This is a genomic window from Ottowia sp. (assembly GCF_035325765.1).
Classification (GTDB): Bacteria; Pseudomonadota; Gammaproteobacteria; order Burkholderiales; family Burkholderiaceae_C; genus Ottowia.
Genome location: NZ_DAOKZG010000048.1, coordinates 1 through 23,385 on the forward strand (window position 1 = coordinate 1; position 23,385 = coordinate 23,385).

A 23,385-nucleotide genomic window follows, 5' to 3' on the forward strand; every position below is an offset into this window, starting at 1 on the left:
GACCTGCGGATTAACAGTCCGTCGCTCTACCGACTGAGCTATCGGGGAACAAGCCGCGCATTATAGCGTGTGCGACGCGCCCTGCTGCGCCGCAGGCCTGGGCGCCCCAGCCATTCGTGTCAGGCGTGCCGATCGAATACCGCGATGCTCTCGACGTGCGCAGTGTGCGGGAACATGTTGGCCACGCCGGCGGCGCTGCAGCAGTAGCCGGCCTGGTGCACCAGCAGCCCCGCATCGCGCGCCAGCGTGGCCGGATTGCAGCTTACGTAGACGATGCGCGCGGGAGGTTGCCACCCTGCGGCGCCCGCCGGCAAGGCTGGCCCATCGGAGCCGCCGGCGCGCGCCTGGTGGATGTCGGCCAGCGCCTTCACCAGCGCAAAGGCGCCCTCGCGCGGCGGGTCGACCAGCCAGCGTTGCGCCGTGCCATCGTGCACCAGTTGCACGGGGTCCATGTGGAACAGGTCGCGCACCACGAACTGCGTGTCCGCCAGGGCCGCGCCCATGCGGCTGCGCGCGCGGTTGGCCTCGAAGTTGCGGCGCGCGCGTGCCACCAGGGCCGCACTGCCCTCGATGCCCAGCACCGTACCCGCCTCGGTCGCGATCGGCAGGCTGAAGTTGCCCAGGCCGCAGAACCAGTCGATCACGCGCTCGTCGCGCCGCGCGGCCAGCAGGCGCAGCGCGCGCGCCACCAGCACGCGGTTGACGTGCGGGTTGACCTGGGTGAAGTCAGTGGGCCGGAACGGCATCACCAGGTCGAATTCGGGCAAGGTGTAGGACAACTCGGGGCCGTCCGGCTCGAGCGGATGTGCGCTGTCCGGGCCGCTCGGTTGCAGCCACCACTGGATCCCATGTTCGGCGGCAAAGGCGCGCAGTTCCTGCCGGTCCGCATCACCCAGCGGCTGCAGGTGGCGCAGCACCAGCACGGTGGCCGCGTCACCACAGGCCAGTTCGATTTGCGGGCAGGTGTCGCGCGCCTCCAGGCCGGCGATCAGCTTGCGCAGGGGCAGCAGCAGCGCGCTGACGTGCGGCGGCAGCACGTGGCATTCGCGCATGTCGGCCACGTAGCGGCTCTTGCGTTCGTGGAAGCCGACCAGCACCTCGCCCTTCTTCACCACGTGGCGCACCGACAGGCGGGCACGCCAGCGGTAGCCCCAGGCGGGGCCCTCGATGGCGCGCAGGATGCGTCCGGGCCGCACCTTGCCCAGGTGCCAGAGCTGGTCTTCCAGCGCGCGCTGCTTGATCGCCACCTGCGCACCGGCGTCCAGGTGCTGCATCTTGCAACCGCCACAGGCACCCGGGTGCAGGCCGAAGTGCGGGCAGCGCGGCGTCACGCGCAGGCTGCTCTCGCGCCCCAGTTCGGCCAGCGTCGCCGCTTCCCAGTTGTTCTTGCGCCGGTAGACGCTGGCGCGCACAGTCTCGCCGGGCAGCGCGCCCTCGACAAACACGACCTTGCCATCGGCCCGATGGGCGATGCCCTGGGCCTCCAGATCCAGCGACTCGATCTGCAGCCAGTCAACGGGCGACGGCGCGCGAGCAGTGAGCTTGGAATTCATGGCCTGCAATCAAGCGATGGGAACAAGGACGACACCGTTCGCCCGGTCGGTCGTGGCAATCCTGCAGCATGTTGCCGGTGCGCCGGCGCGTCCGCGATCCGCGGGAAACGCCCGCGCGCAGGCCGGTGCCGCGGCACGCTCCGGTCCCGGGCCCGCAACTTCAGCGCGCCGGCAGGTAGCGCAGCGGATCGACCGGCTTGCCGGAACGGCGGATCTCGAAGTGGAGCTTGACACGATCGGCGTCGGTCGACCCCATCTCGGCGATGCGATCGCCCTTCTTGACGGTCTGGTCTTCCTTCACCAGCAGCTTCTGGTTGTGCGCGTAGGCAGTCAGGAAGGTATCGTTATGCTTGAGGATCACCAGGTTGCCATAGCCGCGCAGGCCGGCCCCGGCATAGACGACACGGCCGTCGGCCGCTGCCACCACCGGATCGCCGGCCTTGCCGGCGATGCCGACTCCCTTGTTGGTGGATTCGTTGAAGCCGGCGATCACCGCGCCCCGCGCGGGCCAGATGAACTTGACATCATCGGCGCCCGCCGAGGGCGGCGGGGGCAATGGCGCGGGTGCCGGCGCGGCGGCGGGCGCCGCCGCCACCTCGGGCGTGGTCTGGGTGGCCACCGGGATTGCCGGCCTGGTCGCGCCGGCCGCCGCCGGCTCCGCGGCCCTGGGCACTTCGACTCCCGCCGTAAGGGGCGTGGTGACCCCGGTGCCGGCCGCGGTTGGCGGCACCACGCGCAGCACCTGCCCGACCTCGATCACGTTCGGGTTCTCCAGGTTGTTCCAGGCGGCGATGTCGCGCCACGGGTAATTCACTTCCGTGGCGATGCGCATGATGGTGTCGCCCTGGCGCACCGTGTAGTAGCCGGGCTTGCCGGCGTTCTCGTAGCCGGGCAGCGTGCTCGGGTCGACCGTCGCGACGGCGACCGCGTCCACATTGCGTTCCTCGACCGGCGCGCGCGTCAGCGAGGTCGACGAGCACCCCGCCAGCAGGCCCGCCACCAGGGCCAGCCCGATCCAAGTCTTGCGACCCGTGAAATCCATACAACCTTTCCCTGAACCATTCCTAGGCAATGCCCGATTTTAGGGGCACGAACTGAACCGTCTCGAGCACGGTCTGACGAATCCCCTGGCGTGTCTTGTCCACCACCATCAGCGCCTGGGCACCGCCGGCGGCATGGGCGATCGGCGCCACGATCCGCCCGCCCCAGGCAAGCTGGTCGATCCAGGCATCGGGCAGGGCCTCGCCGCCGGCAGCGGAGACGATGGCGGCGTAGGGTGCGCCCCGGGCGAAGCCTTCCATGCCGTCGCCCAGGATCAGGTGCACGTTGGGCACGCGCAGTGGCCGCAGATTGGCGCGCGCCTTCTCGTGCAACTGGCGCAGGCGCTCGATGCTGTAGACCTCGCTCGCCAGCTGCGCCAGCACCAGCGCCTGGTAGCCGCAGCCGGTGCCGATGTCGAGTACCCGGCCGAGCCGTCCGTCCGCCCCGCGCAGGCCGCCCTGCACCAGCAGCTCGACCATGCGCGCCACCACGCTCGGCTTGGAGATGGTCTGGCCCAGCCCGATCGGCAGCGCCGTGTCCTCGTAGGCCTGCGGCACCAGCGCGCTGTCGACGAAGCGATGGCGCTCGACGCTGCCCATGGCGCGCAGGACCTCCGGGTCCTGGATGCCTTCGGCCCGCAGCTGCTGCACCATGCGCGCACGCCCCGGGATCGGGTCCCGCGCGCCGGCCGCGCCCGCGGGCGGCGCCGGAGCCGGCTGCGGTGGCGCGGCCGGCCGCGCGGGCGCGCGGTTGCCGGGTCCGAGATCGAGGCGTGCCGGAAAGCCCGGCCGCTGCGGCGGGCCGGCCATCAGCCGTGCGCTCCCGCGAACATGTGCGCCAGGCCCTGTGCCCAGTAGGCCAGCGCGTGGTGGTCGGTGAGGTCGATGGACAGCGGCGTGACGGCCAGGTGGCCATGCTCGGTGGCGTGGAAGTCCGTGCCTTCGCTGGCGTCCAGCGCAGTGCCGGCGCCGCCGATCCAGTACATGGTCTCGCCGCGCGGATCGGTCATGGTGATCGCCTTCTGCGCCGCATGGCGGCGGCCGAGCCGGCACACCTTGGGCGGGCGCAACTCGGCCTGCGGCCGGTTCGGGATGTTGACGTTGAGCAGCCAGGGCGCGCGGCGCCCGTCGAGCGCGGCCGTGCCGACGCGTCGCACCAGGTCGGCTGCCGCCTGTGCGGCGGCATCGAGGTGGCCCCAGCCCTTCTCGACCTGGGAAAAGGCAATCGCCGGGATGCCGAACAGGTAGCCTTCCATGGCGGCGCCCACGGTGCCCGAGTACACGGTGTCGTCGCCCATGTTGGCGCCGTTGTTGATGCCCGCCACGACCAGGTCGGGGGGCTCCTCGAGCAACCCGGTGAGCGCGATGTGCACGCAATCGGCCGGCGTGCCGTTGACGTAGCGAAAGCCGTTGCCCGCGCGCTGCACGTAAAGGGGCGCGTGCAGGGTCAGGGCGTTGGACTTGGCGCTGTTGTTGTGCTCCGGCGCGATCACCTCGACCGTCGCGAACGTGGACAGCGCGGCATGCAGCGCCACAATGCCGGGCGCCTGGAAGCCGTCGTCGTTGGAGAGCAGGATCTTCATCATATCCGCCAATTTGAAACGGATTGTAGGTGGCTGGCGCGAATCCATGTCCCGGTCGCCCGAGCGACCGGGTGCCTCGGGCCCGCCTCCTATCATCGGGCCCCAGGAGCCATACCGAAACCACCCCTGAAGGAGATTGCCCGCATGCACGCCTGGCTTTGTGAGAACCCCGTCGGCGTCGACGCCCTGGCCTGGAAGGATCTGCCGACGCCCGAGCCGGGCAAGGGCCAGGTGCGCATCCGCATCCAGGCCGCCAGCCTGAACTTCCCGGATCTGCTGATCGTGCAGAACAAGTACCAGATGAAGCCCGAGCTGCCGTTCGTTCCCGGCTCGGAGTACGCTGGCGTGGTCGAGGCGCTGGGCGAAGGCGTGACAGGCCTGAAGGTCGGCCAGGCGGTGGCCTGCCTGTCGGGCACCGGCGGATTTGCCACCCACGCGCTGGCGCCGGCCAAGCTGTGCATGCCTCTGCCGCCGGGTTTTCCGCCCGTGGATGCCGCCGCCTTCATCATGATCTACGCCACCAGCCACCACGCCCTGCTGGACCGCGGCCAGCTCAAGGCCGGCGAGACCGTGCTGGTGCTGGGCGGCGCCGGCGGCGTCGGCACGGCGGCGATCCAGATCGCGAAGATCGCTGGCGCGCGTGTCATCGCCGCTGCCTCCACCGACGAGAAATGCGCCTTCTGCAAGGCCCAGGGAGCCGACGCGACCATCAACTACAGCACCGAGGACCTGCGTGAGCGCCTGAAGGCATTGACCGACGGCCAGGGGCCCGACGTCATCTACGACCCGGTCGGAGGCCCCTTCACCGAGCCGGCGTTCCGCTCGATCGCCTGGCGCGGGCGCCACCTGGTGATCGGCTTTGCGGCAGGCGACATTCCGGCCATCAAGATCAATCTGGCGCTGGTCAAGGGCGCCAGCATCGTCGGGGTGTTCTGGGGTGACTTCGCGCGCCGTGAGCCGGCTGCCAATGCCGCCATGATGCAGGAACTGGCCGCCTGGTATGCGCAGGGCAGGATCAAGCCGCCGATCGACCGCCAGATGCCGATGCGCGAGCTCAAGACCGCCTACGCGTGCATGGACGCGCGCCAGGTGCAGGGCAAGCTGGTGCTGGTGAACGACTGACCCTGCCCCGCGTTCGGAACCGCGACGAATGGCACCGGTTGATGCCGGCATGGGCAATGACTCCGCTGCCACTGAGGCGCCGCGAAGTCATCTGCCATGCGTCATTCGAACGCAAGTCGGCATCAGCCCAGATCCGGCAGTTGCCCGACCGCGCTACGCACGACCCGCCGCACCTGCGATGGCTGCGGAGCAGGCCGGGGCACCCATGGCCGGGGTCTCCCTGGTGACGGGGAGCGTCCCCTTCCAGGGGCTGAGGTCCGCGGCTCCAGACCTGCCTGCGCAGGTCTGGACGGCCCGAAGAACGGCGGCCTCTGGCGGCGATCTCGTGGCGCGCAGCGCCACAGGGGGTTTCACTTCACGCTGGCTCCAGCACCAGCAGGCCGGTGGCGGTGTTGGAGATGGGGATGTGGTAGTTGGAGTGCACCTTGCGCACCGGCATGTCGTCGATCGCGCCGCGCGCAGCGACCCACATCAGCAGCTCGATGCCCTGGGTGCCGGTGAAGTCGACCAGCTCCTCGTTCGAGTAGCGCGTCACCCACTTGGGATCGCTCACCATGCTGTCCATGAACTTCAGGTCGAAGTCCTTGTTGATGTGGCCGGCACGCTCGCCGTCGAGCTGGTGCGACAGGCCGCCGCTGCCGATGATCAGCACTTTCTTGTCGGCGTCCCAGGACTCGATCGCCTTGCGCAGCGCCTGGCCCATGCGGTAGCAGCGCGCGGCCGACGGGTACGGCGCCAGCACGGTGTTGATGCACACCGGCACGATCTCCACCGGCCATTCGCCGCTCCTCAGGCCATCGGGCCACAGCAGCGCCAGCGGCAACGAGACCGCGTGGTCGATCAGCGCTTCCTGGCAGGTGGTCAGGTCGAACTCGTCGCCGATCAGGCTCTCGATGATGTGCCATGACAGGTCGACGCTGCCGCGCGCCGCCGGCAGCGCCGGAATGCCCCAGCCCTCGTCGGCGTTGCGGTAGGTCTCGGCGGCGCCGACGGCGAAGGTCGGCATCTTGTCGAGGAAGAAGTTGAGGCCGTGGTCGTTGTGGATGATCACGACGACGTCGGGACGCTCGCGCGCCAGCCATTCCTGCGCCTTGCCGTAGCCGTCGAAGAACGGCTTCCAGTACGGGTCCTGCTGCTTGTTGCGCGCCAGCGCGCCGCCGATGGCTGGGACGTGGGAGGTGCTGATGCTGCCGATGATGCGTGCCATGGTCATGCTCCTGCGCAGGCGAGTCTGTCCTTGAATTCCTGCTTGCTGACGCCGGTCTGCTGGGCGCCGATGTCCTGCATGTCCAGGCCGTAGATGCCGGCCAGCTTGGCCAGGTAGTAGGGGTGGCCGCCGGCGTCGATCATGCGCAGCACGTTCTTGCTGCGCACCGCCTCCTTCTGCGCCTCGGACAGGTTGTAGCGCGTCATGTAAGCCTCCTCGTCGTGCTGGAAGGCCGCGCGGCACTCGGCCGAGTTGAAGCTGTAGCACATGCGATTGAGGTTGTAGCCGATGCGGGCCAGGCTGCCGTCGAAGACCTTGGTGCCTTCGATCTGCCGGCGCCGCTCAAGAGTGGCCTGGGTCATGGAATGCCTCCTGGAAGTGGAACCTGTGCCGCCTGGGCGGCACGTCGTGAAACGACAAGCCAATGGTCCGCCTGAACGCAGGCGGTTGGAATGGCCTTTTGTGTCTTAAAAAGGTACATTTCGTGGGTGGCCGCGCCTGGATGCGGCGCTCCGGGCGGGCGGCATCGAGGGGAACACCCGTCTTCACCATGGCAACCCTGATTCCCGCGCCACCCGCGCGCGACCACACCGCGATCCCGATCTACAAGCTGTACGGCTACGGCAACGTCTGGACCGCCCCCGACCCGCTGTTCTGCGAGACCATCGCCGCGCAGGAGAAGCTGCACAACTGGCACGTGGCACCGCACCAGCACGTCGACCTGCTGCAGCTGCTGCACCTCGAATCCGGCCAGGTCACGGTGCGGCTCGACGGCGCCGAGCACGTGCTCGGGCCCGGCCACATCGTCGTCGTGCCGCAGCGCGTGGTGCACGAGTTCGTCTTCCAGCCCGGCTCGGCCGGCCACATCCTGACGCTGACGCAGGCGCTGCTGCACCCGCTGGGCGAGCGCTTCGGCCTGGCGCTGGGCGCGCACGTGGCCCCGGCGGTGCTGCCGCTGGGGGAGCGACCCGAGGATCGGTACGTCGCCTGGACCCTCCACCGGCTCGACCAGGAGTACCGCCAGCTGCACAGCCCGCAGCGCGGTCCGCTGCTGGAGTCGCTGCTGGCGGTGATCCTGGTCTGGGGCGAGCGCCGCCTGCGCCCCGCCGCACCCGAAGCCGCGCAGGACCCGGGCAGCCGCCACCTGGCGCGCTACGGCCAGCTGATCGAGGCGCATTTCAGCGAACAGCACCAGGTCGCCTGGTATGCCCGGCGCATCGGCATCACGCCGGCGCACCTGAACAGCGTCGTGCAGGCCCTCACCGGCAAGTCGGCGCTGCAGCTGATCCACGAGCGCCTGCTGCTGCAGGCCCGGCGCGAGCTGATCTACACCCCGCGCAGCATCGCCCTGATCGCCGACACGCTGGGCTTTGCCGACGCGGCGTACTTCACGCGCTTCTTCAAGCGCATGACCGGCCTGGCGCCCCGGGACTTCCGGCGCGGGCTGCTTCACAGAACTCCATAGCCTGATGCGATACACGCACCACCGATAGTTCGTCCTGCGAGTTGTTGACGCCTTCGAAGCACACCACACACACGGGATGGTGGTATCCCGCTCGCGCGGGGCAGCCGTGCCGGGAATCTTCTTGAAGGCGAACTTCACGGGCCTATCCCCGCTCGCGCGGGGCAGCCTTTCTCGCGTGTCATTGACCAGCGGGTGCAGCAGGCCTATCCCCGCTCGCGCGGGGCAGCCCGCATCAGCGGAGATGCCCGGCGCGTCGGCTGGTGCCTATCCCCGCTCGCGCGGGGCAGCCGCTTCAGGCACAGGGGCTTCCCGCGCTGCCACGGGCCTATCCCCGCTCGCGCGGGGCAGCCGTCCGACGCTTCCGATGGCGCCGTCGCACGGTGGGCCTATCCCCGCTCGCGCGGGGCAGCCACGATGGTGGACTTCAGCATCCGGAACGGCATGGGCCTATCCCCGCTCGCGCGGGGCAGCCCACCTTCCCCGCTCCGTCTCTTTCCATCCCCGGGGCCTATCCCCGCTCGCGCGGGGCAGCCGGTATCTCGTCGAAGACGGGCAAGCCTTACGCGGGCCTATCCCCGCTCGCGCGGGGCAGCCCGGCTACGTCGGCTGGCGCGTGTCATGGCATCGGGCCTATCCCCGCTCGCGCGGGGCAGCCATTACCTGAATCTTCATGACGATTTCCTCTTTGGGCCTATCCCCGCTCGCGCGGGGCAGCCCGCGCACCACGCGGCTGCGCGTCGAGAAGCTGGGGCCTATCCCCGCTCGCGCGGGGCAGCCGCAGCTGCGGGCCAGCCTGGCGGATGCGTCAGGGGCCTATCCCCGCTCGCGCGGGGCAGCCGCGCGCAGTCCATCGGCCACGCCGGCCCACTGGGGCCTATCCCCGCTCGCGCGGGGCAGCCGGCTGTCCGCCGGGTGGGATCGTGTTGGACCCGGGCCTATCCCCGCTCGCGCGGGGCAGCCGGCTGTCCGCCGGGTGGGATCGTGTTGGACCCGGGCCTATCCCCGCTCGCGCGGGGCAGCCATCGAGGAGGCGCAGAGCATCAGCAAGAAGTCGGGCCTATCCCCGCTCGCGCGGGGCAGCCTGCTTGCTGAGATCGAGGCTTCACGCGGCGACGGGCCTATCCCCGCTCGCGCGGGGCAGCCGAGGCGAGCCATGATCCAGATAGACACTGCTGGGGCCTATCCCCGCTCGCGCGGGGCAGCCCCTCTCTCCGCAAGAATGGGAGCAGGCGTTTGGGGCCTATCCCCGCTCGCGCGGGGCAGCCTCTTTTTGTGTCCTGACCGGGTGACGTCAGGGGGGCCTATCCCCGCTCGCGCGGGGCAGCCAACGTTCCCGTATAGGTGCCAGGCTTCGGCGCGGGCCTATCCCCGCTCGCGCGGGGCAGCCTCTCTTTGCTACGTATAGCGTGTCGGGGTGTAGGGCCTATCCCCGCTCGCGCGGGGCAGCCGGTTGCCAGTCTGGTGCGGATGTAGGCGAGACGGGCCTATCCCCGCTCGCGCGGGGCAGCCAGATTGACCTCGCTCAACATGGAGACAATCGGGGGCCTATCCCCGCTCGCGCGGGGCAGCCCACTTCATGGACCGGGGGGTGCGGGTCAAGTCGGGCCTATCCCCGCTCGCGCGGGGCAGCCAAAGGCGGGTGCGTGATGACCTGGGCGCATTGGGGCCTATCCCCGCTCGCGCGGGGCAGCCGGCGGTGAAACGTACCCTAGCATCGCGCGCCGGGGCCTATCCCCGCTCGCGCGGGGCAGCCTTCGCAAGGTTTACGCCGGCTATCGTGGCGCGGGGCCTATCCCCGCTCGCGCGGGGCAGCCGCCTACGCCGCGCCGTCGCATCCGTGGCGCCAGGGCCTATCCCCGCTCGCGCGGGGCAGCCACGACGCAGCGCCTGACCGAGCGCGACTACCGGGGCCTATCCCCGCTCGCGCGGGGCAGCCCACACCTACGGCCTGCATTCGGCTCTCTACGAGGGCCTATCCCCGCTCGCGCGGGGCAGCCTCAGGCAAACCAATGATGGCGTGATAGAGATCGGGCCTATCCCCGCTCGCGCGGGGCAGCCCTGGCCCATGTCCACCGATGAGCCGCGCCTTGGGGCCTATCCCCGCTCGCGCGGGGCAGCCCCGTTGATCGCGCCATCGGTGTCCGCCGTGACGGGCCTATCCCCGCTCGCGCGGGGCAGCCGCTGCGCGCGGCGGGGCCGGCCAGCGTGTCGTGGGCCTATCCCCGCTCGCGCGGGGCAGCCGAGGTGGTGGTGTGACCGAGCGCGACCCGACCGGGCCTATCCCCGCTCGCGCGGGGCAGCCCGGCGCGCGGCGTCGACCCGCTTGTCGACGGTGGGCCTATCCCCGCTCGCGCGGGGCAGCCGCCACGCGGGCGCCACCTTCTAAAGCGCTTTAGGGCCTATCCCCGCTCGCGCGGGGCAGCCTGGGCGGCGCGCGACGAGCAGATGTGGGCCGAGGGCCTATCCCCGCTCGCGCGGGGCAGCCCTGACCGTGGTCTGCGCCAGCGTGATCTGGTCGGGCCTATCCCCGCTCGCGCGGGGCAGCCTCGGGACTACTCGTTGATCATCCATGGGGCTGCGGCCTATCCCCGCTCGCGCGGGGCAGCCCTGATCAAAGACGCCGAAGACGACATCGAGCAGGGCCTATCCCCGCTCGCGCGGGGCAGCCGCCACCGCCGCACCTCCGTTGCCGATTCCGCAGGGCCTATCCCCGCTCGCGCGGGGCAGCCCAGGACCTGTGGCAGGAGGAGCACGCCCATCAGGGCCTATCCCCGCTCGCGCGGGGCAGCCAGATTGACCTCGCCGATCATTTCCGTGATGGGGGGCCTATCCCCGCTCGCGCGGGGCAGCCCTGGAGCGCGAAGGTGCCGGCATAGGTGCCGGGGGCCTATCCCCGCTCGCGCGGGGCAGCCCAGTGGATCGAAGTCCCGGCGCCGGGTTCGGAGGGCCTATCCCCGCTCGCGCGGGGCAGCCGAGGAATCGCAGCTTGAAACCAAGGCGATTGACGGCCTATCCCCGCTCGCGCGGGGCAGCCTCTTGCACCTAACCCATTGCGGTGCAAGAGAAAACCTGGGAATGACTTCGAAATTTTAAGGAGCTTCCAACCATCAGGCGCGGCGGCGAACCAACCACATGCCATCGGCTTCGAACAGTTCGCGTGGTGGATTCCCGAGATTGGCGATACCCACTCCGCCCGTTGCATTCGAGTCCCGCCACACCATCACCGCGCTGCCTTGCGGCAGGTCGCGATACCACTTGACGAACACCTCCCACACCCGCTCACGCACTGCCGGGCTCATGCGAGGCGAGACGAACACGTTGGGCGCGACCTCCAACATCACCGACGACAGGAAGCCGTGGAAACGCTCGGGCATGTCACGAATCACGATCATCACCAGTGCCATGCCCTACCTCGTCCATGCGCAGGATCCGCTGAATGCTGTCGATCATGGCAGCAATCACCTGCTGCTTGCGAAACACCGTGGCCGCTTCGCGCCGCACCAGACGGTCGATGGTGTCGTCGGACCTCTCGGCTTGCTTGACGGCCGTAAATGCAACGTGCAGCGTGACGGTCTCGCGATACAAGTCTGCAATATCGAGCACGAAGGACTGCCCCGAGTCCTCATGGATGAAGCCCAGCGGTGGCAGCGCGGCCACGGCCTGGACGGCGATGGCGGCGGCAGCCTGCACGGCGGTAGCGGCGTGACTGATCGCCTGGTTGGGAAGATCGGTAGCGTTGGGGTTGGCGCGGTCGTAGTGGCGCCCTTCCCAGTCGATGCCGTGCTTCTGCGCCAGCAGGCGGTACATGTTCTTTACCCGCGCGCCTTCGATGCCACGCAGGGTATCCAGGTCCCGGTGCGGCAGGACTTCGCCCAGACGCAGCGCGTACATGTGGCGCGCCACGCTGATGCGCCGCCTGGGGTTGCCCCACAGTTCGGCCTGGCGGCGGGCGACATCAGATCGGTCAGGCAGCAAGGGCGGCGCGGTGTAGCTGCGCACGCCGTCTTCGCCCACGGCGGCCAGCAGCGTGCCGTGGCGCGCCAGCAGGCGCAGCGCATCGTGCGTGACACTGCTGCCCGGCCCGAGCAGGATCATGGAGACGGCCTGGTGCGGAATCTGGTCGATACCCGGCGTCAGGCTGTCCTTGCCACGCAGAAAGTGCAGGCAGCCGTCGACCACGCACAGCTCCCCGCGCGACAGCCACAACAGGCCGTGGCGGTCGGCGTGGGGGATGCGGGCCTTTTCCAGCCCCAGACGGCCCTTGAGCATGGATGTCAGTCCGCGCGCTGCAGCAGCAACATGCCAAAACCGTAGGCCCGGTGGCGCCCCACGCCGCGCGCCAGCAGGTGGGAAAAGGCCGTCGGGTCGGTCACACGCAGGCGGCCCGAGAGGATGGCGTCCGGCCCCTCGATGGCATGGCCTTTGCGGGTGCTGTCGCCCGCGGGTTGGGTGCGGCGCATGGCGCGGTTGCGCGCAAAGGCGCTCAGTTGCATGTCCAACAATTGCACGGCCCCTTGCCAGGGCTGGCGTGGTGCGCCTTCACGGACTGCCAGATGCTCGCGCAGCCACTGGGCATAGACGGCCTGCCGATCGACAGGGGCGCCGTCCGCACCACCGGCCAGGGCGACGGCGTGCAGGAATGCGTCCTGCTCTTTCTGGCCGCTGCGCACGGTGGGACGCACCCGTACCTCAAAGCCCAGTTCCTTGTCCTGCGGCCATTGCGTTGGGAAGGGGCGCAGGCGGTAGCCACCGTGGTTGCTGCATGCCGCCAGGCCCAGGGTTTGCGCGGCCAGCGGGTCGGCCAAGGCGACCTGGGTAGCCATGGCCTGTGCGTCCAGGTGGGTATAGGCCAGCAGGCCCCGGCGCTCGTCCAGGTAGCGAAAGGGCTGCGGGGCCTGCGCCCCAAAGGCAGCGCGCAGCAGGCCATGCAGGGCGTCGCCCAGATCGCCCGTGCGGTGACGCACCATCCATGTGGACAGCAGGCGCTGGTCGGGCTGGGTGTGCAGCAGGTACAACGATGCGGCGCTCATGTCTCGCTCTCCACGGGACACAGCAGACCCTGGCGCACCGGACGCCAGCCGCCGTGCACACCGCTGTCCCAGTTGCGCTCGTCGCAAATGTCGAGCAGCCGGTCACCAGGTTGCACGCCCTGGCCGTCCGGCCACTGGGCGCGCCAGCCGGTGGCGTCCTGGCCTGGACGTTGCTCGGTAACGATGGTCTGCAGCGCGCTGCGCACATCGACAGCGGTTTGCCATCCCGCCACCAGACGACCGACCGGCAGGCAGGGTTTGCGACCGATGAACAGCGGCCGTGCAGGTCTGTCCAGTGCGGCGGCGACGTCGTCGAGCGTGGGCGCTTCTTCGGCGGACTGCAGCGTCAAGGCCACCCAGGCGCACAGATCGCCGTGGTAGTCGCGGTAGCGCTGTAGCGTGAGGGCTTTGCGACCATTTGCATCTGCTGTGTAAGAAGGGCTTTTTTCGCGCCCCTCCCTTTCCCCCCAAGTGGTCCAGCCAGCATCGTCCTCATAAAGCTTGGCCGTTTGATAGTCCTGCACACGCTGCCCGCCAGGTGCCAGCACGCAGCCCATCTGCAGGCGCTGCTGCAGGCGGTTGTGACGCCCGGCTTCGCTGCGATCCCAGCCCAGGGCGTTGGCCACCAGGCCGGTGAGCATGGACAGCGCCGGGAAATCGCGGATCACGCCCAGGTTGTCGATGGTCTCGCCGCCAAAAGCGATCAAGGGCGAGGCCAGGCGGATGACCAGAAATCGCGGCACCTTACACCTCCACGCGGGCCTGCACCACGGCAGCCTGCGCCCATTCAGCCAGCGCCTGCAGGGGCAGGCGCTGCGCGCCGGGCACGGTCACGTCGTCCACGGCCAGGTAGCGCCTGGCCAGTGGCGCGCCGTAGGCGGCGTCCATGCGCGCCATTTCATCGGTCAGGCGCTCCACCGCTGCCTGACGCAGTGCCGGCTGGCGCAGCGCCAACGCGTTCTGGAAAGCGCCTGCCAGGCTGCGCGGCTGCCAATCGCCGGCTTCGACCAACATGAACTTGGCCCATTCAAACGGCGCGGTGGAGCCCCGCTTGGCTCCGGGGCTGACGGTGGCCACCAGGTGCAGCAGGCTTTGCACCACGCGGCCTGCCAGAGCGCGCTGCTCGGCGTCGATCCGCGCCCAATCCTTGATGTGCACGCCTTCGAGGTTGGCCACCAGTTGCGGCACATCCACGACCAGGTAGCCGTAGTACAGACCGCTGGCCAGTTCGGTGTCGAAGATGCCGGCTGAACCCGCTTCTCCTGCCTCGCGCAGCAGGTCATCGACCACGGTGAAGTAGTCGTTTTCCACCTGCGCCTCGTGCACGGTGAAGGCATGCGCGACGTAAACGGCGGCATCGCGGCTGGCCAGCACGTCCGACGTGACCATGCGGCCAAACAGTGCCGATTCCAGCCCGCTGCCCAGGCGCAGGGCTTCGATATTCTTCTTTTCTTCTTTCAAGAAGGCCGCAATGGCCGCCTTGAGTTCTTTTTCCTCATTGTGCTCACCGGCCAAGGCCGCACAGCGCTGCACCAGGTATTCGATCTCGGCATAACCGAGCAGCACGGCCTGGCCGGTTTCCAGCGCATCCTTGCCCTTGAGGTCCTTGGCCTTGTCCAGCAAGCCGGCGGCGCGCAGCCCCTCCACGGCGATTTGCGCCAGCGGCTCGGCCACGCCCGCCTCCATCAACCGCTCCTTGATGAGGCGCGGCGTCTCGCGCGAGCGCACGGCCATGGGCACGTCCAGATTTTTCAGCGCAAAGGCATCGTCCGCCACGCGCCAATGGCGTTTGAGACATTGCGAGGAAATGCGGGTGCGAATGGCATCCCCATAGGGCAGGCGCTTGGCCAGCCCGGCATCGTCGCGGTTGAGCAGCGCGGCCGGGTAGTTGTGCAGGGTGTGAATTTGCAGAAAGCGGGGCAAGGTCATGGGTGGGATCTCCTGGGCAAAGGGGGTGATGGGCTTGGGCAGTCAGGCAGCGGCGGTTCTGGCCTGCTGCGAAAAATAGGCACCAGCGATGCGCAGGCGGATCTGCTCGGTGTCCTGCAGGTCTTCGCGCTCACTGTCCTGCTTGAGCACCAGCGGGCCCAGCTCATGCCAGTTGGGCGCCACGCCTTTGCTCGCCAGCAGGCGCAGCACGCTCGGCAGCAGTTGGGTGAAAGCGTCGCCGCGCGCCGTGAGGAGCTTGGTCACGCGCGACTCGGCCACGCCTGCCCGCGCCAGTTGCACACCCAGCCGACCCTTGCCGTCGTGACCTGCCAGGGCAATGCCGTGCGCAATCAGCGCCCAGCGCTGCCAGGTGGCGGGGCGCCAGTTGTCCGGTTCCAGGCCGGCCGCCAGCAAGGCGCGCGAAAGCGCAGCGATTTCGTTCGGCCGCAGCGGCTGATCGGGGCTCAGACGGGCCAGCGCGGCCTTGTCGCCCAGGTCGGCTTTTTCGAGCCTTTGAATATGGGCAGCGAGCGCAACGTAAGGATTGCGCGTTGCGGGCAGGCCGTCCGGGCCGGCGGATTCAGTCATGGGTTGCTCCTTCTGCGACTGGTATACGCGCGACGCGCTGCTCGGCAAAGTAGGCCACCAGTTCGAGAAACGGTGGTTTCTTGCCGCCGCGCAGACCGCCGTGAAAGCGCGCCAGCGCTGCAGAGCGCGCCTTGTAGCGCTGCATGCCGCTGCGCGGGCCGGCATCGAAGGCCTGCAGCAGCACGGCCTCGGCACGGTCGGCCAGGCCGAGCAGCCATTGCAGGTACACGGTTTCCTGCTGCTCGACCTCGGCTTCGGCTTGCTGGGTCAGATCGTCAAAAAACCGCGCATCTTCTTGCTGCTCGAAGGGTTGGGCAAAGCGGCTGGCGCGGTTGCTGACGGTTTCGTCGCCATGGTCGCTTTCGCCGTTGGCGAACAACAAGACCAAGGAACTCCACAGCAGCTTGCGCATGTCTGCAATGGCCTGGACGCGTTTCTTTGCCTGGGCGGCCAGCAGCGGGCGTTGCGCACCCATCAAGCGCAGGCGCAGCTTGGGTGAAATTGGAACGCGTCGCTCGTGGTAACCCTCCGTCTTGCCCTGGCCGCGCACGGTGACCTGGGCGATGACCTGCAGCGTGGTTTCCTGCGACCAGCCGCCAAGCCGCCAGGCGGCGCCCTGGGTATAAACGTCACCCGTGAGCAATTCGTTCATCAGCTTGTAGTCAAAGCCGTTACGTGAGACGGTCAAAGCCTTGCCCTTGGCCGTCTCTATCGGCGTCCAGGCATCGCCGGTGACGCCATTGCTGTCCTTGGCGGCAATGCGCGCCACCTTGCTGCCCGTGGTGTGGGCCTGGATCTTCCCCATGGGTGCCGTGAGCCGCACACGACGGCAGATCTCGATGTAAAGTGGATCGAGGGATTCCAGCGCCAGGGCATCCGTACCCGACCAGGGCAGCAACCACAGCAAGGCATGGCCATCTGCAGGCGCCAGGCCGAAGGTGTTGGCCATGCGTTCGCGCTGGGCCAGCAGGCTGGCGATGTCGGACTGCCAGCGCTGCCCCCAATGCCCCACGGCCGCCACACCCACGCCTGGGCGGCTGGCGAAGCCGCCGTTCATGCGTGAAATGCCGTAGTTGCCAGCGCCCAGGAATCCCTCCTGCGTTTGCAGGCTCAGCAGCGCAAACAGCCAGTCGTCGGCCTGCGCCCCGCGGGCACGGCCCGCCTTGAGATCGTGGTTCTTGGACGTGACCAACATGTCCAGCGCATCGGCGGCGCACAGCAGGTTGTTCCAGGTAGCCGGGTTTTCGCCCGGCACCGGCGCTTGCAGCAAGGCCGGCCTTCCCGGCGGTGCCACCAGGCACCACGGTCCATCGTCCGGGTCATCGGGGGTCAGCGCTCGCAGGGCTGCGCGCCATTCTTCGGTGGTATGCCAGGGCTGGGCCTGCCCCGCGTGGTGCAGGGCGATGGCGGCCAGTTGCACCAGGAAGGCGTGCCAGGGGTGGCGCTGGTGCGCGCGCAGCCGGGGAAAGTCACGCACCGTATCGGCAGCCAGGGCGGCCAGCAGTTCTGGCAGCGTGCTCTGATGCGCTGCGCCTTGCGCTGCGTCGCGCCAACCGATCAGGGGCTCGCACAGCAGGTTGAAAGACACCTCGGCCAGGTAGTCTGATGGTGGCACGCCGCTCCTCCCGCTCGTTGTCAACGGGCTTGAGCTTAGCCGCTTGAAGCGCGCCGTTCTTGAACTTGCGTCAGACGGTCGCGATCCGCGGCAAAATCACATGGATCGAACGCCTGCCCGGTGCCTTGCAACCCTGCCAATGCGCGCAGGCACCTTGTGCGACTCACAGAATATGGGGATGCCTCATGCGACCGTCCATCGTGCTCGACCTCCAGCGCAGGGCCGTGCGAGAGGTGACCAGGCGCTTTCGCGCGGCGAACCCGCGCGTCTTCGGCTCGGTGCTGCACGGTACCGACAGCGAGGGCAGTGATCTCGATCTATTGGTCGATGCCCTGCCCGGCGCCACGTTGTTCGACCTGGGCGGGTTGAAGGACGAGTTGGAAAGCCTGCTCGGCGTCCATGTCGATGTATTGACTCCTGCGGACCTGCCGCCCAGGTTCCGCGCCCAGGTGCTTGCAGAAGCACGGCCGGTATGAACGAAAACCGTCTGGCCGACTACCTCGACCATATGCGGCAGGCGACCAGCGATGCCCGCGCCTTCGTGCAAGGCATGGCGCTGGTGGATTTCCGGCAGGACAGGCGCACGCAGCAAGCCGTGATCATGAGCCTCATCATCGTCGGCGAGGCTGCCACGAGGGTCATGGAGGGCTACCCTGCGTTCGCGCAGGCACATCCTGAAGTGCCCTGGCGCAGCATGCGCGGCATGCGCAACCGCATCGCCCACGGGTATTTCGACATCAACCTGGATGTGGTGTGGGAGACCGTGCAGACGGCCTTGCCGCAATTGCTGCAACAACTGTCTGCATTGCACCCACCCGCTGACGACGAGGCCCAGCGCTGAGCGTTCAAGAGCGCAGCCGTTCGATGCCGAAGCGGCAATAACGATAGCGCGCATCGCCGAAGCGAAAGCTGAAACCCGCGCCTTCGCTTTCCTGCAACGGCTGGATATCGTCGGGCTGCACATCGGGTGGCAGGCCCGGTGATACCTGATGGTGGCGCAGCGCGAGTTGCTGGACCGGCTCGCCAAATGGACCCATTGGCAAAGGCTCGTGAAACGTGAGCAACCGGTCGGCTGCGCCCAGCCGGCTGCCAATGCTGCCTTCGTCCGCGGGGAAGAGCGTGCCGAAGGGCTGGTCAAAGCCGAGCGCATGCAGGTTGGCCAGGGTGCCCGTGGCGTTGCGCAGCCCATCCACTTCCTGGCCGAATCGCAGCCACTCTTCGCCCATCTCCTGCGCAATGGCATCCAGCGCTTCGCCGTGCGTCGCCTGTTCCACCAGCACGCGGTTGTCAGCAGGAATGCTGCGCGTCGGTGCGGCGACGATCAGGCGGCGTGTCGCCTCTAGCGTGCGCAAATCGAGGTAGACGCCCGCCATGGGTTGGTTCTTCAGGCGGATCGGTCCCAGGCCGTGGCGCTGGCGCTGCAGCAGGGGCCCGAGGTCATGGCCGGGCGGCGTCAGAACCCAGGCGCGTGCCTCTTCGCAACCACTGGGCCGCTGCTCGCGCGCATGGCGGTGCAGGCGACCCAGGCGCTGCAGCAGCACATCCATCGGGCACAGGTCGGTGATCAGCAGATCGGCGTCGATGTCCAGGCTTTGCTCCAGCGTTTGCGTGCCCACGACGACCAGGCCCACGCCATCCGGCCGAGGGCTGCGCTGCTTGCCGACCTGCGCCTGCACCTGTGCGTCGAGCAAGGGCCGGTCCTGACGGCTGAAGCGGCTGTGGTGCAAGGTGCTGATGCCTTTCACCCGGAACAGGCAGTCGACGGCCTGCGCTGCCGCGACCGCTTCCACCGCCTGCAGCGTGGTAATTGCGGCGGGGACGGTATTGCGGACAATCAATACGCGTGCATCCCTGGCTGCAGCATCCACCGCCAGCCCAGCGATGCGTTCGGGCTCGTCGATGCAGTCCAGCGTGTGCCAATGGACGATCTTCTGGCGCGGGTTGCCTTCCACCGCTTGTATCCGAGACCTGTCTGCCGCGTTGTGGCTGATGGCGGGATAAGCGACGGCCTGGGCTTGGACCAGCGTGGGCGGCGCAGGCAAGCTGCGCTGGCCGATGGCGAGATAGCGCGTGCGCGCGACCGCCCCGAGCGTGGCCGACAACAGCAGGGCCTGGCCGCCGCAGGCGACATGGGCGCGCAGCAAATGCTCTGTCAGGCGCGTCATGTAGGCGTCGGACGCATGCACTTCGTCGATCACCAGCAGGCTGCGCGAGAGCAGCGCATGGCGCAGGTGGGCGTGCTTGACCTGCAGCGCGCCGAGCAGCGCCTGATCGACCGTGCCAACGGCAATCGGAGCAGCCAGGAAGCGTTTGGGCGATTCGGCCGCCCAGCGGCGATCGGCCTCGTCGTCTCCAGGCTCGTCGTGCCACAGCACCTGAAAGCCGGGCAGTGGTTGATAGCCCTGGCCATCGGCAGCGACATCGCCCGGCAAGGCGCGCACGACGACAGGTGGCTCAGTCTTCCAGGTTCGCAGCGCAAATTGCTGCACCCGCTTGTACAACTGCGTGGCCGCTACCCGGGTCGGCAGGGCGAAATACAGCGCATCGACCTGCCCCGCGCGCCACAAGTGCAGAAAACGCCACAGGGCTGCTTCCGTCTTGCCGCTGCCCGTTTCGGCTTCGAGCACCACGACGGAGCCCATGCCATCGCTCGCCATGGCGGCTTGCATGGGGCGGGCAGCAGGCACCTCGAACGTCTGCGCGAAGTCGACACAGGTCGATTGCTGGCGCGTGCAAGGATCGCCCACGTCCAATCCGATCGCGGCCAGCGCTCGTTGCGCACGGGCCGGAGCCGTCTGGGCGCGAATCTCTCCTGCTTGGCTGTAGGGAAAGAATCCAGAGCGCGTATCCGAGCCCAGCCAGTCGGCCAGTTGCACCAAGCCGGCAAACAGATGGGCAAATGCCGGGGTGTCGGGCAGTTCGGGCGCGCCCCGCTCGAAGGCCGCCGGGTACTGCGCCTGAATTGCCTGGCCCATGAGGCACACCGCCCGCGCGGGATCGTAGAGGACCTGGCCCGCGTGTTGCACGGGTTTCCAGAGGGCAGCGCTGCCTTCGTTCTTGACCGGGCGGCCATGATGGCTGATGCTGGCGTGCAGCAGGTCCAGGCAGGCATCACCCCAGTCACCCATGGCATCCAGCGGCAGTCCCGCAAGGATGGCATTGGGCCAACTCGCAGCTTGGGTCGACTCGAAAAGGCCCCAACCCTGTGGACCGTGGCCGCATGGCGGCATGTTCCAGCCCGGTGGGCGCGGTTGCCCGTCATTCCAGTAGCGCCCCTGGAAGCCCGTGTTGGCCTTGCCGATGTCGTGCAGAAAGGCCAAGACCGCCAAGCGTGCACGATCAGCCTCGATGAGATCGCGACCCGCTGCCAGACTGAACGCACGCGCCGGAACCGACAGGCCAAGGAACTGATGGACGACAGCGGCCACATCCGTCATGTGGTCGATCAAGCCGTGCGTTTGCGGATGATCCGATGTGCGTCGAAGCTTGCCCCAGGGAAAAATCTGCATAAGCGTCGCTGCGCCGCCCCAGCCCAAGACAAAGATCAGCCCACCCAGCGCCGCGCGTTGCGCCAGATGCGCATCCAGGGGCTGAAGGCGCTGCGGTCGCCGTCTGTCCAGCTCATCTGGATGTTGCGAAACACCCGCTCGGGGTGCGGCATCATGGCGGTGAAGCGGCCGTCGGCGGTGGTCACTGCCGTCAGGCCGCCCGGGCTGCCGTTGGGGTTGAACGGGTAGTGCTCGGTCGGCGCGCCGTGGTGGTCGACAAAGCGCAGGGCGGCGATCACCCGGGCCGGGTCGCCACGGCGGCTGAAGTCGGCATGGCCCTCGCCGTGCGAGACTGCGATCGGCAGCCGGCTGCCGGCCATGCCGGCGAGGAAGATGCTGGGCGAATCGAGCACCTCGACCAGCGCCAGCCGCGCCTCGAAGCGCTGGCTCAGGTTGGTGGTGAAGCGCGGCCAGTGCTCGGCGCCCGGGATGATGGTCGCCAGTTCGGCAAACATCTGGCAGCCGTTGCAGACCCCCAGCGCAAAGCTGTCGGGGCGCGCGAAGAAGGCCTGGAACCGTTCGGACAGCGGCGCGCTGAACAGGATCGAGCGCGCCCAGCCGACGCCCGCGCCCAGCGTGTCGCCATAGCTGAAGCCGCCGCACACGACCAGGCCCTGGAAGTCCGCCAGGCGCGCGCGGCCGGCCTGCAGGTCGGTCATGTGCACGTCGAAGGCGTCGAAGCCGGCAGCGCTGAAGGCGTAGGCCATCTCGACGTGGGAATTGACGCCCTGCTCGCGCAGCACCGCCACGCGCGGGCGTGCCAGCTTGAGATACGGCGCGGCCACGTCCTCGGCCGCGTCGAAGCTGGGCGCCACCGCCAGGCCCGGGTCATCCGGCTGGCCGGCGGCGGCGTGCTCGGCATCGGCGCAGTCGGGGTTGTCGCGCTCGCGCGCGATCTTCCAGCTCACGCTGTCCCAGACCTGCTGCAGGTCCTGCAGGCTGGCCCCGAACACCTGCGCGCCGTCACGCCAGACGGTCAGCTCGCCCTTGCCCTGGTCCAGAGGCGCGGCCTGCGGGCGCGTCTTGCCGATCACATGGCTGTGGCGCACCAGGCCGTGCGCGCGCAGCACGGCCATGGCGGCGTCGCGTTCGGCGGTGCGCACCTGCAGCACGACACCGAGCTCCTCGGCAAACAGGGCCTTGAGCGTGGCAATGTGCCGCCGACCACTGACCTGCCTGGCCCAGTCCTTGCCTTCGTAGGACTCCATGCGGCTGTCGCTGATGCCGTCGCCCTCGTTGATCAGCAGGTCGATGTTGAGCGCCACGCCGACCTGGCCGGCAAAGGCCATCTCGGCCACGCAGGCCAGCAGGCCGCCGTCGCTGCGGTCGTGGTAGGCCAGCAGCCGGCCTTCGGCGCGCAGCTGGTTGACGGCGGCGACCAGGGCCTTCAGGTTCCGCGGATCCTCCAGGTCGGGCACGCCGTCGCGCACCGGGCAGCCGCTTTGCCCGAACACCTGCGCCAGCACGCTGCCGGCCAGGCGCTGGTGGCCCTGGCCGAGATCGACGAGGATCAGCGTGCTGTCCGACTCGTTGCGGTCGAGCTGGGGCGTGAGCGTGCCGCGCACATCCTCGACTCGCGCAAAGGCACTGGCGATCAGGCTGACCGGCGACACCACCTTGCGTGCGGCGCCGGCCTCGTCGCTCCATTGCGTGCGCATCGACAGGCTGTCCTTGCCGACCGGAATCGAGATGCCGAGCTGCGGGCACAGCTCGCGCGCGACCGCACGCACGGTGGCGTACAGGTCGGCGTCCTCGCCGGGTTCGCCGCAGGCGGCCATCCAGTTGGCACTGAGCTTGACGCGTGCCAGCTCGATCGGCGCCGCCAGCAGGTTGGTGATGCTTTCCGCCACCGCCATGCGACCGGAAGCCGGCGCGTCGAGCGCGGCCAGCGGCGTGCGCTCGCCCATGCTCATGGCCTCGCCGGCAAAGCCCTGGTAATCCGCCAGGGTGACCGCGCAGTCGGCCACCGGCAGCTGCCAGGGGCCGACCATCTGGTCGCGGTGGGTGAGGCCGCCCACCGTGCGATCGCCGATGGTGACGAGAAAGCGCTTGCTCGCCACCGTCGGATGACCCAGCACCTGGATCACCGCGTCCTGCAGCGTCACGTCGTCGAGCTGCAGCGGCGTGAACGCGCGCCGGACGGTGGTCACGTCGCGCTGCATGCGCGGCGGCTTGCCGAGCAGCACGTCCATCGGCATCCGCACCGGCTGGTCGGCGGCGCCGGCGCTGGCATCGAGCACCTCGAGCTCGCGTGCGTCGGTGGCCTCGCCCACCACGGCGAACGGGCAGCGTTCGCGCGCGCAGAGCTGCTCGAACAGCGGCAACGACGCCGGCGCAATCGCCAGCACGTAGCGCTCCTGGCTCTCGTTGCACCAGATTTCCTTCGGCGCCAGGCCGCTTTCCTCGAGCGGCACGGCGCGCAGGTCGAAGCGCGCGCCGCGGCCGGCGTCGTGCACCAGCTCCGGGAAGGCGTTGGACAGGCCGCCGGCGCCGACGTCGTGGATGGCCAGGATCGGATTATCCGCGCCCAGCGCCTGGCAGGCGGCAATCACCTCGTGCGCGCGCCGCTGCATCTCGGGGTTGCCACGCTGCACCGAGTCGTAATCGAGCTCGGCGGCGTTGGCGCCGCTGGCCAGCGACGAGGCCGCGCCGCCGCCCATGCCGATGCGCATGCCCGGGCCGCCGAGCTGGATCAGCAGGCTGCC

General features: G+C 68.9%; 20 protein-coding genes and 1 CRISPR repeat array. Of the genes, 5 read left to right on the forward strand and 15 right to left on the reverse strand.

All coding sequences use genetic code 11. The features are described 5' to 3' along the window. Positions 1-119: 119 nt before the first annotated feature. The 4 genes from rlmD to surE all read right to left on the reverse strand — a co-directional run bounded on the left by rlmD (position 120) and on the right by surE (position 4,176). Positions 120-1,553 (reverse strand): 23S rRNA (uracil(1939)-C(5))-methyltransferase RlmD, encoded by a 1,434-nt coding sequence (gene rlmD, locus PKA16_RS13165; RefSeq protein WP_324403798.1) that lies wholly within the window; start codon positions 1,551-1,553, stop codon positions 120-122. 160 nt (positions 1,554-1,713) lie between these two features. Continuing rightward, positions 1,714-2,595 (reverse strand): peptidoglycan DD-metalloendopeptidase family protein, encoded by an 882-nt coding sequence (locus PKA16_RS13170; protein WP_324403800.1) that lies wholly within the window; start codon positions 2,593-2,595, stop codon positions 1,714-1,716. Between the two features lie 22 nt (positions 2,596-2,617). Beyond that, complete coding sequence (locus PKA16_RS13175; RefSeq protein ID WP_324403802.1) at positions 2,618-3,403, reverse strand: protein-L-isoaspartate(D-aspartate) O-methyltransferase; 786 nt, start codon at positions 3,401-3,403, stop codon at positions 2,618-2,620. Continuing rightward, positions 3,403-4,176 carry a 5'/3'-nucleotidase SurE gene (surE, locus tag PKA16_RS13180; RefSeq protein ID WP_324403834.1) on the reverse strand — a complete coding sequence of 258 codons (774 nt, stop codon included), beginning with the start codon at positions 4,174-4,176 and terminating at the stop codon, positions 3,403-3,405. Before surE ends, PKA16_RS13175 begins: the two co-directional genes overlap by 1 nt. Positions 4,177-4,320: 144 nt before the next feature. On the opposite strand from surE, the gene PKA16_RS13185 reads away from it, so the two are divergent. Further along, positions 4,321-5,298 carry an NADPH:quinone oxidoreductase family protein gene (locus PKA16_RS13185; RefSeq protein WP_324403804.1) on the forward strand — a complete coding sequence of 326 codons (978 nt, stop codon included), beginning with the start codon at positions 4,321-4,323 and terminating at the stop codon, positions 5,296-5,298. A gap of 355 nt (positions 5,299-5,653) precedes the next feature. Here the strand turns inward: PKA16_RS13185 and PKA16_RS13190 are convergent, their stop codons facing one another. Next, complete coding sequence (locus PKA16_RS13190) at positions 5,654-6,505, reverse strand: class III extradiol dioxygenase family protein (protein WP_324403806.1); 852 nt, start codon at positions 6,503-6,505, stop codon at positions 5,654-5,656. Positions 6,506-6,507: 2 nt separating this feature from the next. Continuing rightward, on the reverse strand, positions 6,508-6,867 hold the full coding sequence (locus PKA16_RS13195; protein ID WP_324403807.1) for a protocatechuate 4,5-dioxygenase subunit alpha: 360 nt from the start codon (positions 6,865-6,867) through the stop codon (positions 6,508-6,510). Positions 6,868-7,055: 188 nt separating this feature from the next. On the opposite strand from PKA16_RS13195, the gene PKA16_RS13200 reads away from it, so the two are divergent. Continuing rightward, positions 7,056-7,970, forward strand: a complete 915-nt coding sequence (locus tag PKA16_RS13200; protein WP_324403809.1) for a helix-turn-helix domain-containing protein — start codon at positions 7,056-7,058, stop codon at positions 7,968-7,970. A gap of 77 nt (positions 7,971-8,047) precedes the next feature. Further along, positions 8,048-11,004: a CRISPR direct-repeat array (repeat unit 29 nt; unit sequence GGGCCTATCCCCGCTCGCGCGGGGCAGCC). 73 nt (positions 11,005-11,077) lie between these two features. Here PKA16_RS13200 and cas2e read toward each other — a convergent pair. The 7 genes from cas2e to PKA16_RS13235 are packed head-to-tail and all read right to left on the reverse strand — an operon-like array spanning position 11,078 to position 16,787. Beyond that, on the reverse strand, positions 11,078-11,374 hold the full coding sequence (gene cas2e / locus PKA16_RS13205) for a type I-E CRISPR-associated endoribonuclease Cas2e (protein ID WP_324403811.1): 297 nt from the start codon (positions 11,372-11,374) through the stop codon (positions 11,078-11,080). Next, a complete protein-coding gene (cas1e, locus tag PKA16_RS13210; RefSeq protein WP_324403813.1) occupies positions 11,346-12,239 on the reverse strand; it encodes a type I-E CRISPR-associated endonuclease Cas1e in 894 nt (297 codons plus the stop codon). Before cas1e ends, cas2e begins: the two co-directional genes overlap by 29 nt. A 5-nt stretch (positions 12,240-12,244) precedes the next feature. After that, positions 12,245-13,000, reverse strand: coding sequence for a type I-E CRISPR-associated protein Cas6/Cse3/CasE (locus tag PKA16_RS13215; RefSeq protein WP_324403814.1), 756 nt, complete (start codon positions 12,998-13,000; stop codon positions 12,245-12,247). Next, on the reverse strand, positions 12,997-13,743 hold the full coding sequence (gene cas5e / locus PKA16_RS13220; RefSeq protein WP_324403816.1) for a type I-E CRISPR-associated protein Cas5/CasD: 747 nt from the start codon (positions 13,741-13,743) through the stop codon (positions 12,997-12,999). Before cas5e ends, PKA16_RS13215 begins: the two co-directional genes overlap by 4 nt. A 1-nt stretch (position 13,744) precedes the next feature. Next, positions 13,745-14,929: a type I-E CRISPR-associated protein Cas7/Cse4/CasC gene (gene cas7e, locus PKA16_RS13225; protein ID WP_324403817.1), complete on the reverse strand. Its 1,185-nt coding sequence runs from the start codon at positions 14,927-14,929 to the stop codon at positions 13,745-13,747. A gap of 42 nt (positions 14,930-14,971) precedes the next feature. After that, complete coding sequence (locus PKA16_RS13230; RefSeq protein ID WP_324403820.1) at positions 14,972-15,565, reverse strand: type I-E CRISPR-associated protein Cse2/CasB; 594 nt, start codon at positions 15,563-15,565, stop codon at positions 14,972-14,974. After that, a complete protein-coding gene (locus PKA16_RS13235) occupies positions 15,510-16,787 on the reverse strand; it encodes a type I-E CRISPR-associated protein Cse1/CasA (protein WP_324403822.1) in 1,278 nt (425 codons plus the stop codon). Before PKA16_RS13235 ends, PKA16_RS13230 begins: the two co-directional genes overlap by 56 nt. Positions 16,788-16,907: 120 nt before the next feature. Between PKA16_RS13235 and PKA16_RS13240 the strand changes: the two genes are divergently transcribed. From PKA16_RS13240 to PKA16_RS13250, 3 genes are all read left to right on the forward strand, one after another. Next, entirely contained in the window at positions 16,908-17,123 is a 216-nt protein-coding gene (locus PKA16_RS13240) for a hypothetical protein (RefSeq protein ID WP_324403824.1), read from the forward strand. A 194-nt stretch (positions 17,124-17,317) separates the two neighbouring features. After that, on the forward strand, positions 17,318-17,608 hold the full coding sequence (locus PKA16_RS13245; protein ID WP_324403825.1) for a nucleotidyltransferase family protein: 291 nt from the start codon (positions 17,318-17,320) through the stop codon (positions 17,606-17,608). Further along, the gene (locus PKA16_RS13250; RefSeq protein ID WP_324403827.1) at positions 17,605-17,973 is read left to right on the forward strand and encodes a DUF86 domain-containing protein; all 369 of its coding nucleotides are present in this window, start codon (positions 17,605-17,607) and stop codon (positions 17,971-17,973) included. Before PKA16_RS13245 ends, PKA16_RS13250 begins: the two co-directional genes overlap by 4 nt. A 4-nt stretch (positions 17,974-17,977) precedes the next feature. Here PKA16_RS13250 and cas3 read toward each other — a convergent pair whose 3' ends face one another. Together cas3 and purL are read right to left on the reverse strand one after the other, a co-directional pair. Next, positions 17,978-20,641: a CRISPR-associated helicase Cas3' gene (gene cas3 / locus PKA16_RS13255; RefSeq protein WP_324403829.1), complete on the reverse strand. Its 2,664-nt coding sequence runs from the start codon at positions 20,639-20,641 to the stop codon at positions 17,978-17,980. Between the two features lie 35 nt (positions 20,642-20,676). Next, positions 20,677-23,385, reverse strand: a 2,709-nt coding sequence (gene purL / locus PKA16_RS13260; protein ID WP_324403832.1) for a phosphoribosylformylglycinamidine synthase, incomplete at its 5' end; no start/stop codon positions are given.

Coding starts and splice junctions, on each gene's coding strand:
- PKA16_RS13185 (WP_324403804.1), top strand. CDS start 4,321: ATGCACGCCTGGCTTTGTGAGAACCCCGTCGGCGTCGACGCCCTGGCC.
- surE (WP_324403834.1), bottom strand. CDS start 4,176: ATGAAGATCCTGCTCTCCAACGACGACGGCTTCCAGGCGCCCGGCATT.
- cas1e (WP_324403813.1), bottom strand. CDS start 12,239: ATGCTCAAGGGCCGTCTGGGGCTGGAAAAGGCCCGCATCCCCCACGCC.
- cas3 (WP_324403829.1), bottom strand. CDS start 20,641: ATGCAGATTTTTCCCTGGGGCAAGCTTCGACGCACATCGGATCATCCG.
- rlmD (WP_324403798.1), bottom strand. CDS start 1,553: ATGAATTCCAAGCTCACTGCTCGCGCGCCGTCGCCCGTTGACTGGCTG.
- PKA16_RS13200 (WP_324403809.1), top strand. CDS start 7,056: ATGGCAACCCTGATTCCCGCGCCACCCGCGCGCGACCACACCGCGATC.
- cas7e (WP_324403817.1), bottom strand. CDS start 14,929: ATGACCTTGCCCCGCTTTCTGCAAATTCACACCCTGCACAACTACCCG.
- PKA16_RS13215 (WP_324403814.1), bottom strand. CDS start 13,000: ATGAGCGCCGCATCGTTGTACCTGCTGCACACCCAGCCCGACCAGCGC.
- PKA16_RS13245 (WP_324403825.1), top strand. CDS start 17,318: ATGCGACCGTCCATCGTGCTCGACCTCCAGCGCAGGGCCGTGCGAGAG.
- cas2e (WP_324403811.1), bottom strand. CDS start 11,374: ATGGCACTGGTGATGATCGTGATTCGTGACATGCCCGAGCGTTTCCAC.
- PKA16_RS13250 (WP_324403827.1), top strand. CDS start 17,605: ATGAACGAAAACCGTCTGGCCGACTACCTCGACCATATGCGGCAGGCG.
- PKA16_RS13170 (WP_324403800.1), bottom strand. CDS start 2,595: ATGGATTTCACGGGTCGCAAGACTTGGATCGGGCTGGCCCTGGTGGCG.
- PKA16_RS13175 (WP_324403802.1), bottom strand. CDS start 3,403: ATGGCCGGCCCGCCGCAGCGGCCGGGCTTTCCGGCACGCCTCGATCTC.
- PKA16_RS13195 (WP_324403807.1), bottom strand. CDS start 6,867: ATGACCCAGGCCACTCTTGAGCGGCGCCGGCAGATCGAAGGCACCAAG.
- PKA16_RS13190 (WP_324403806.1), bottom strand. CDS start 6,505: ATGGCACGCATCATCGGCAGCATCAGCACCTCCCACGTCCCAGCCATC.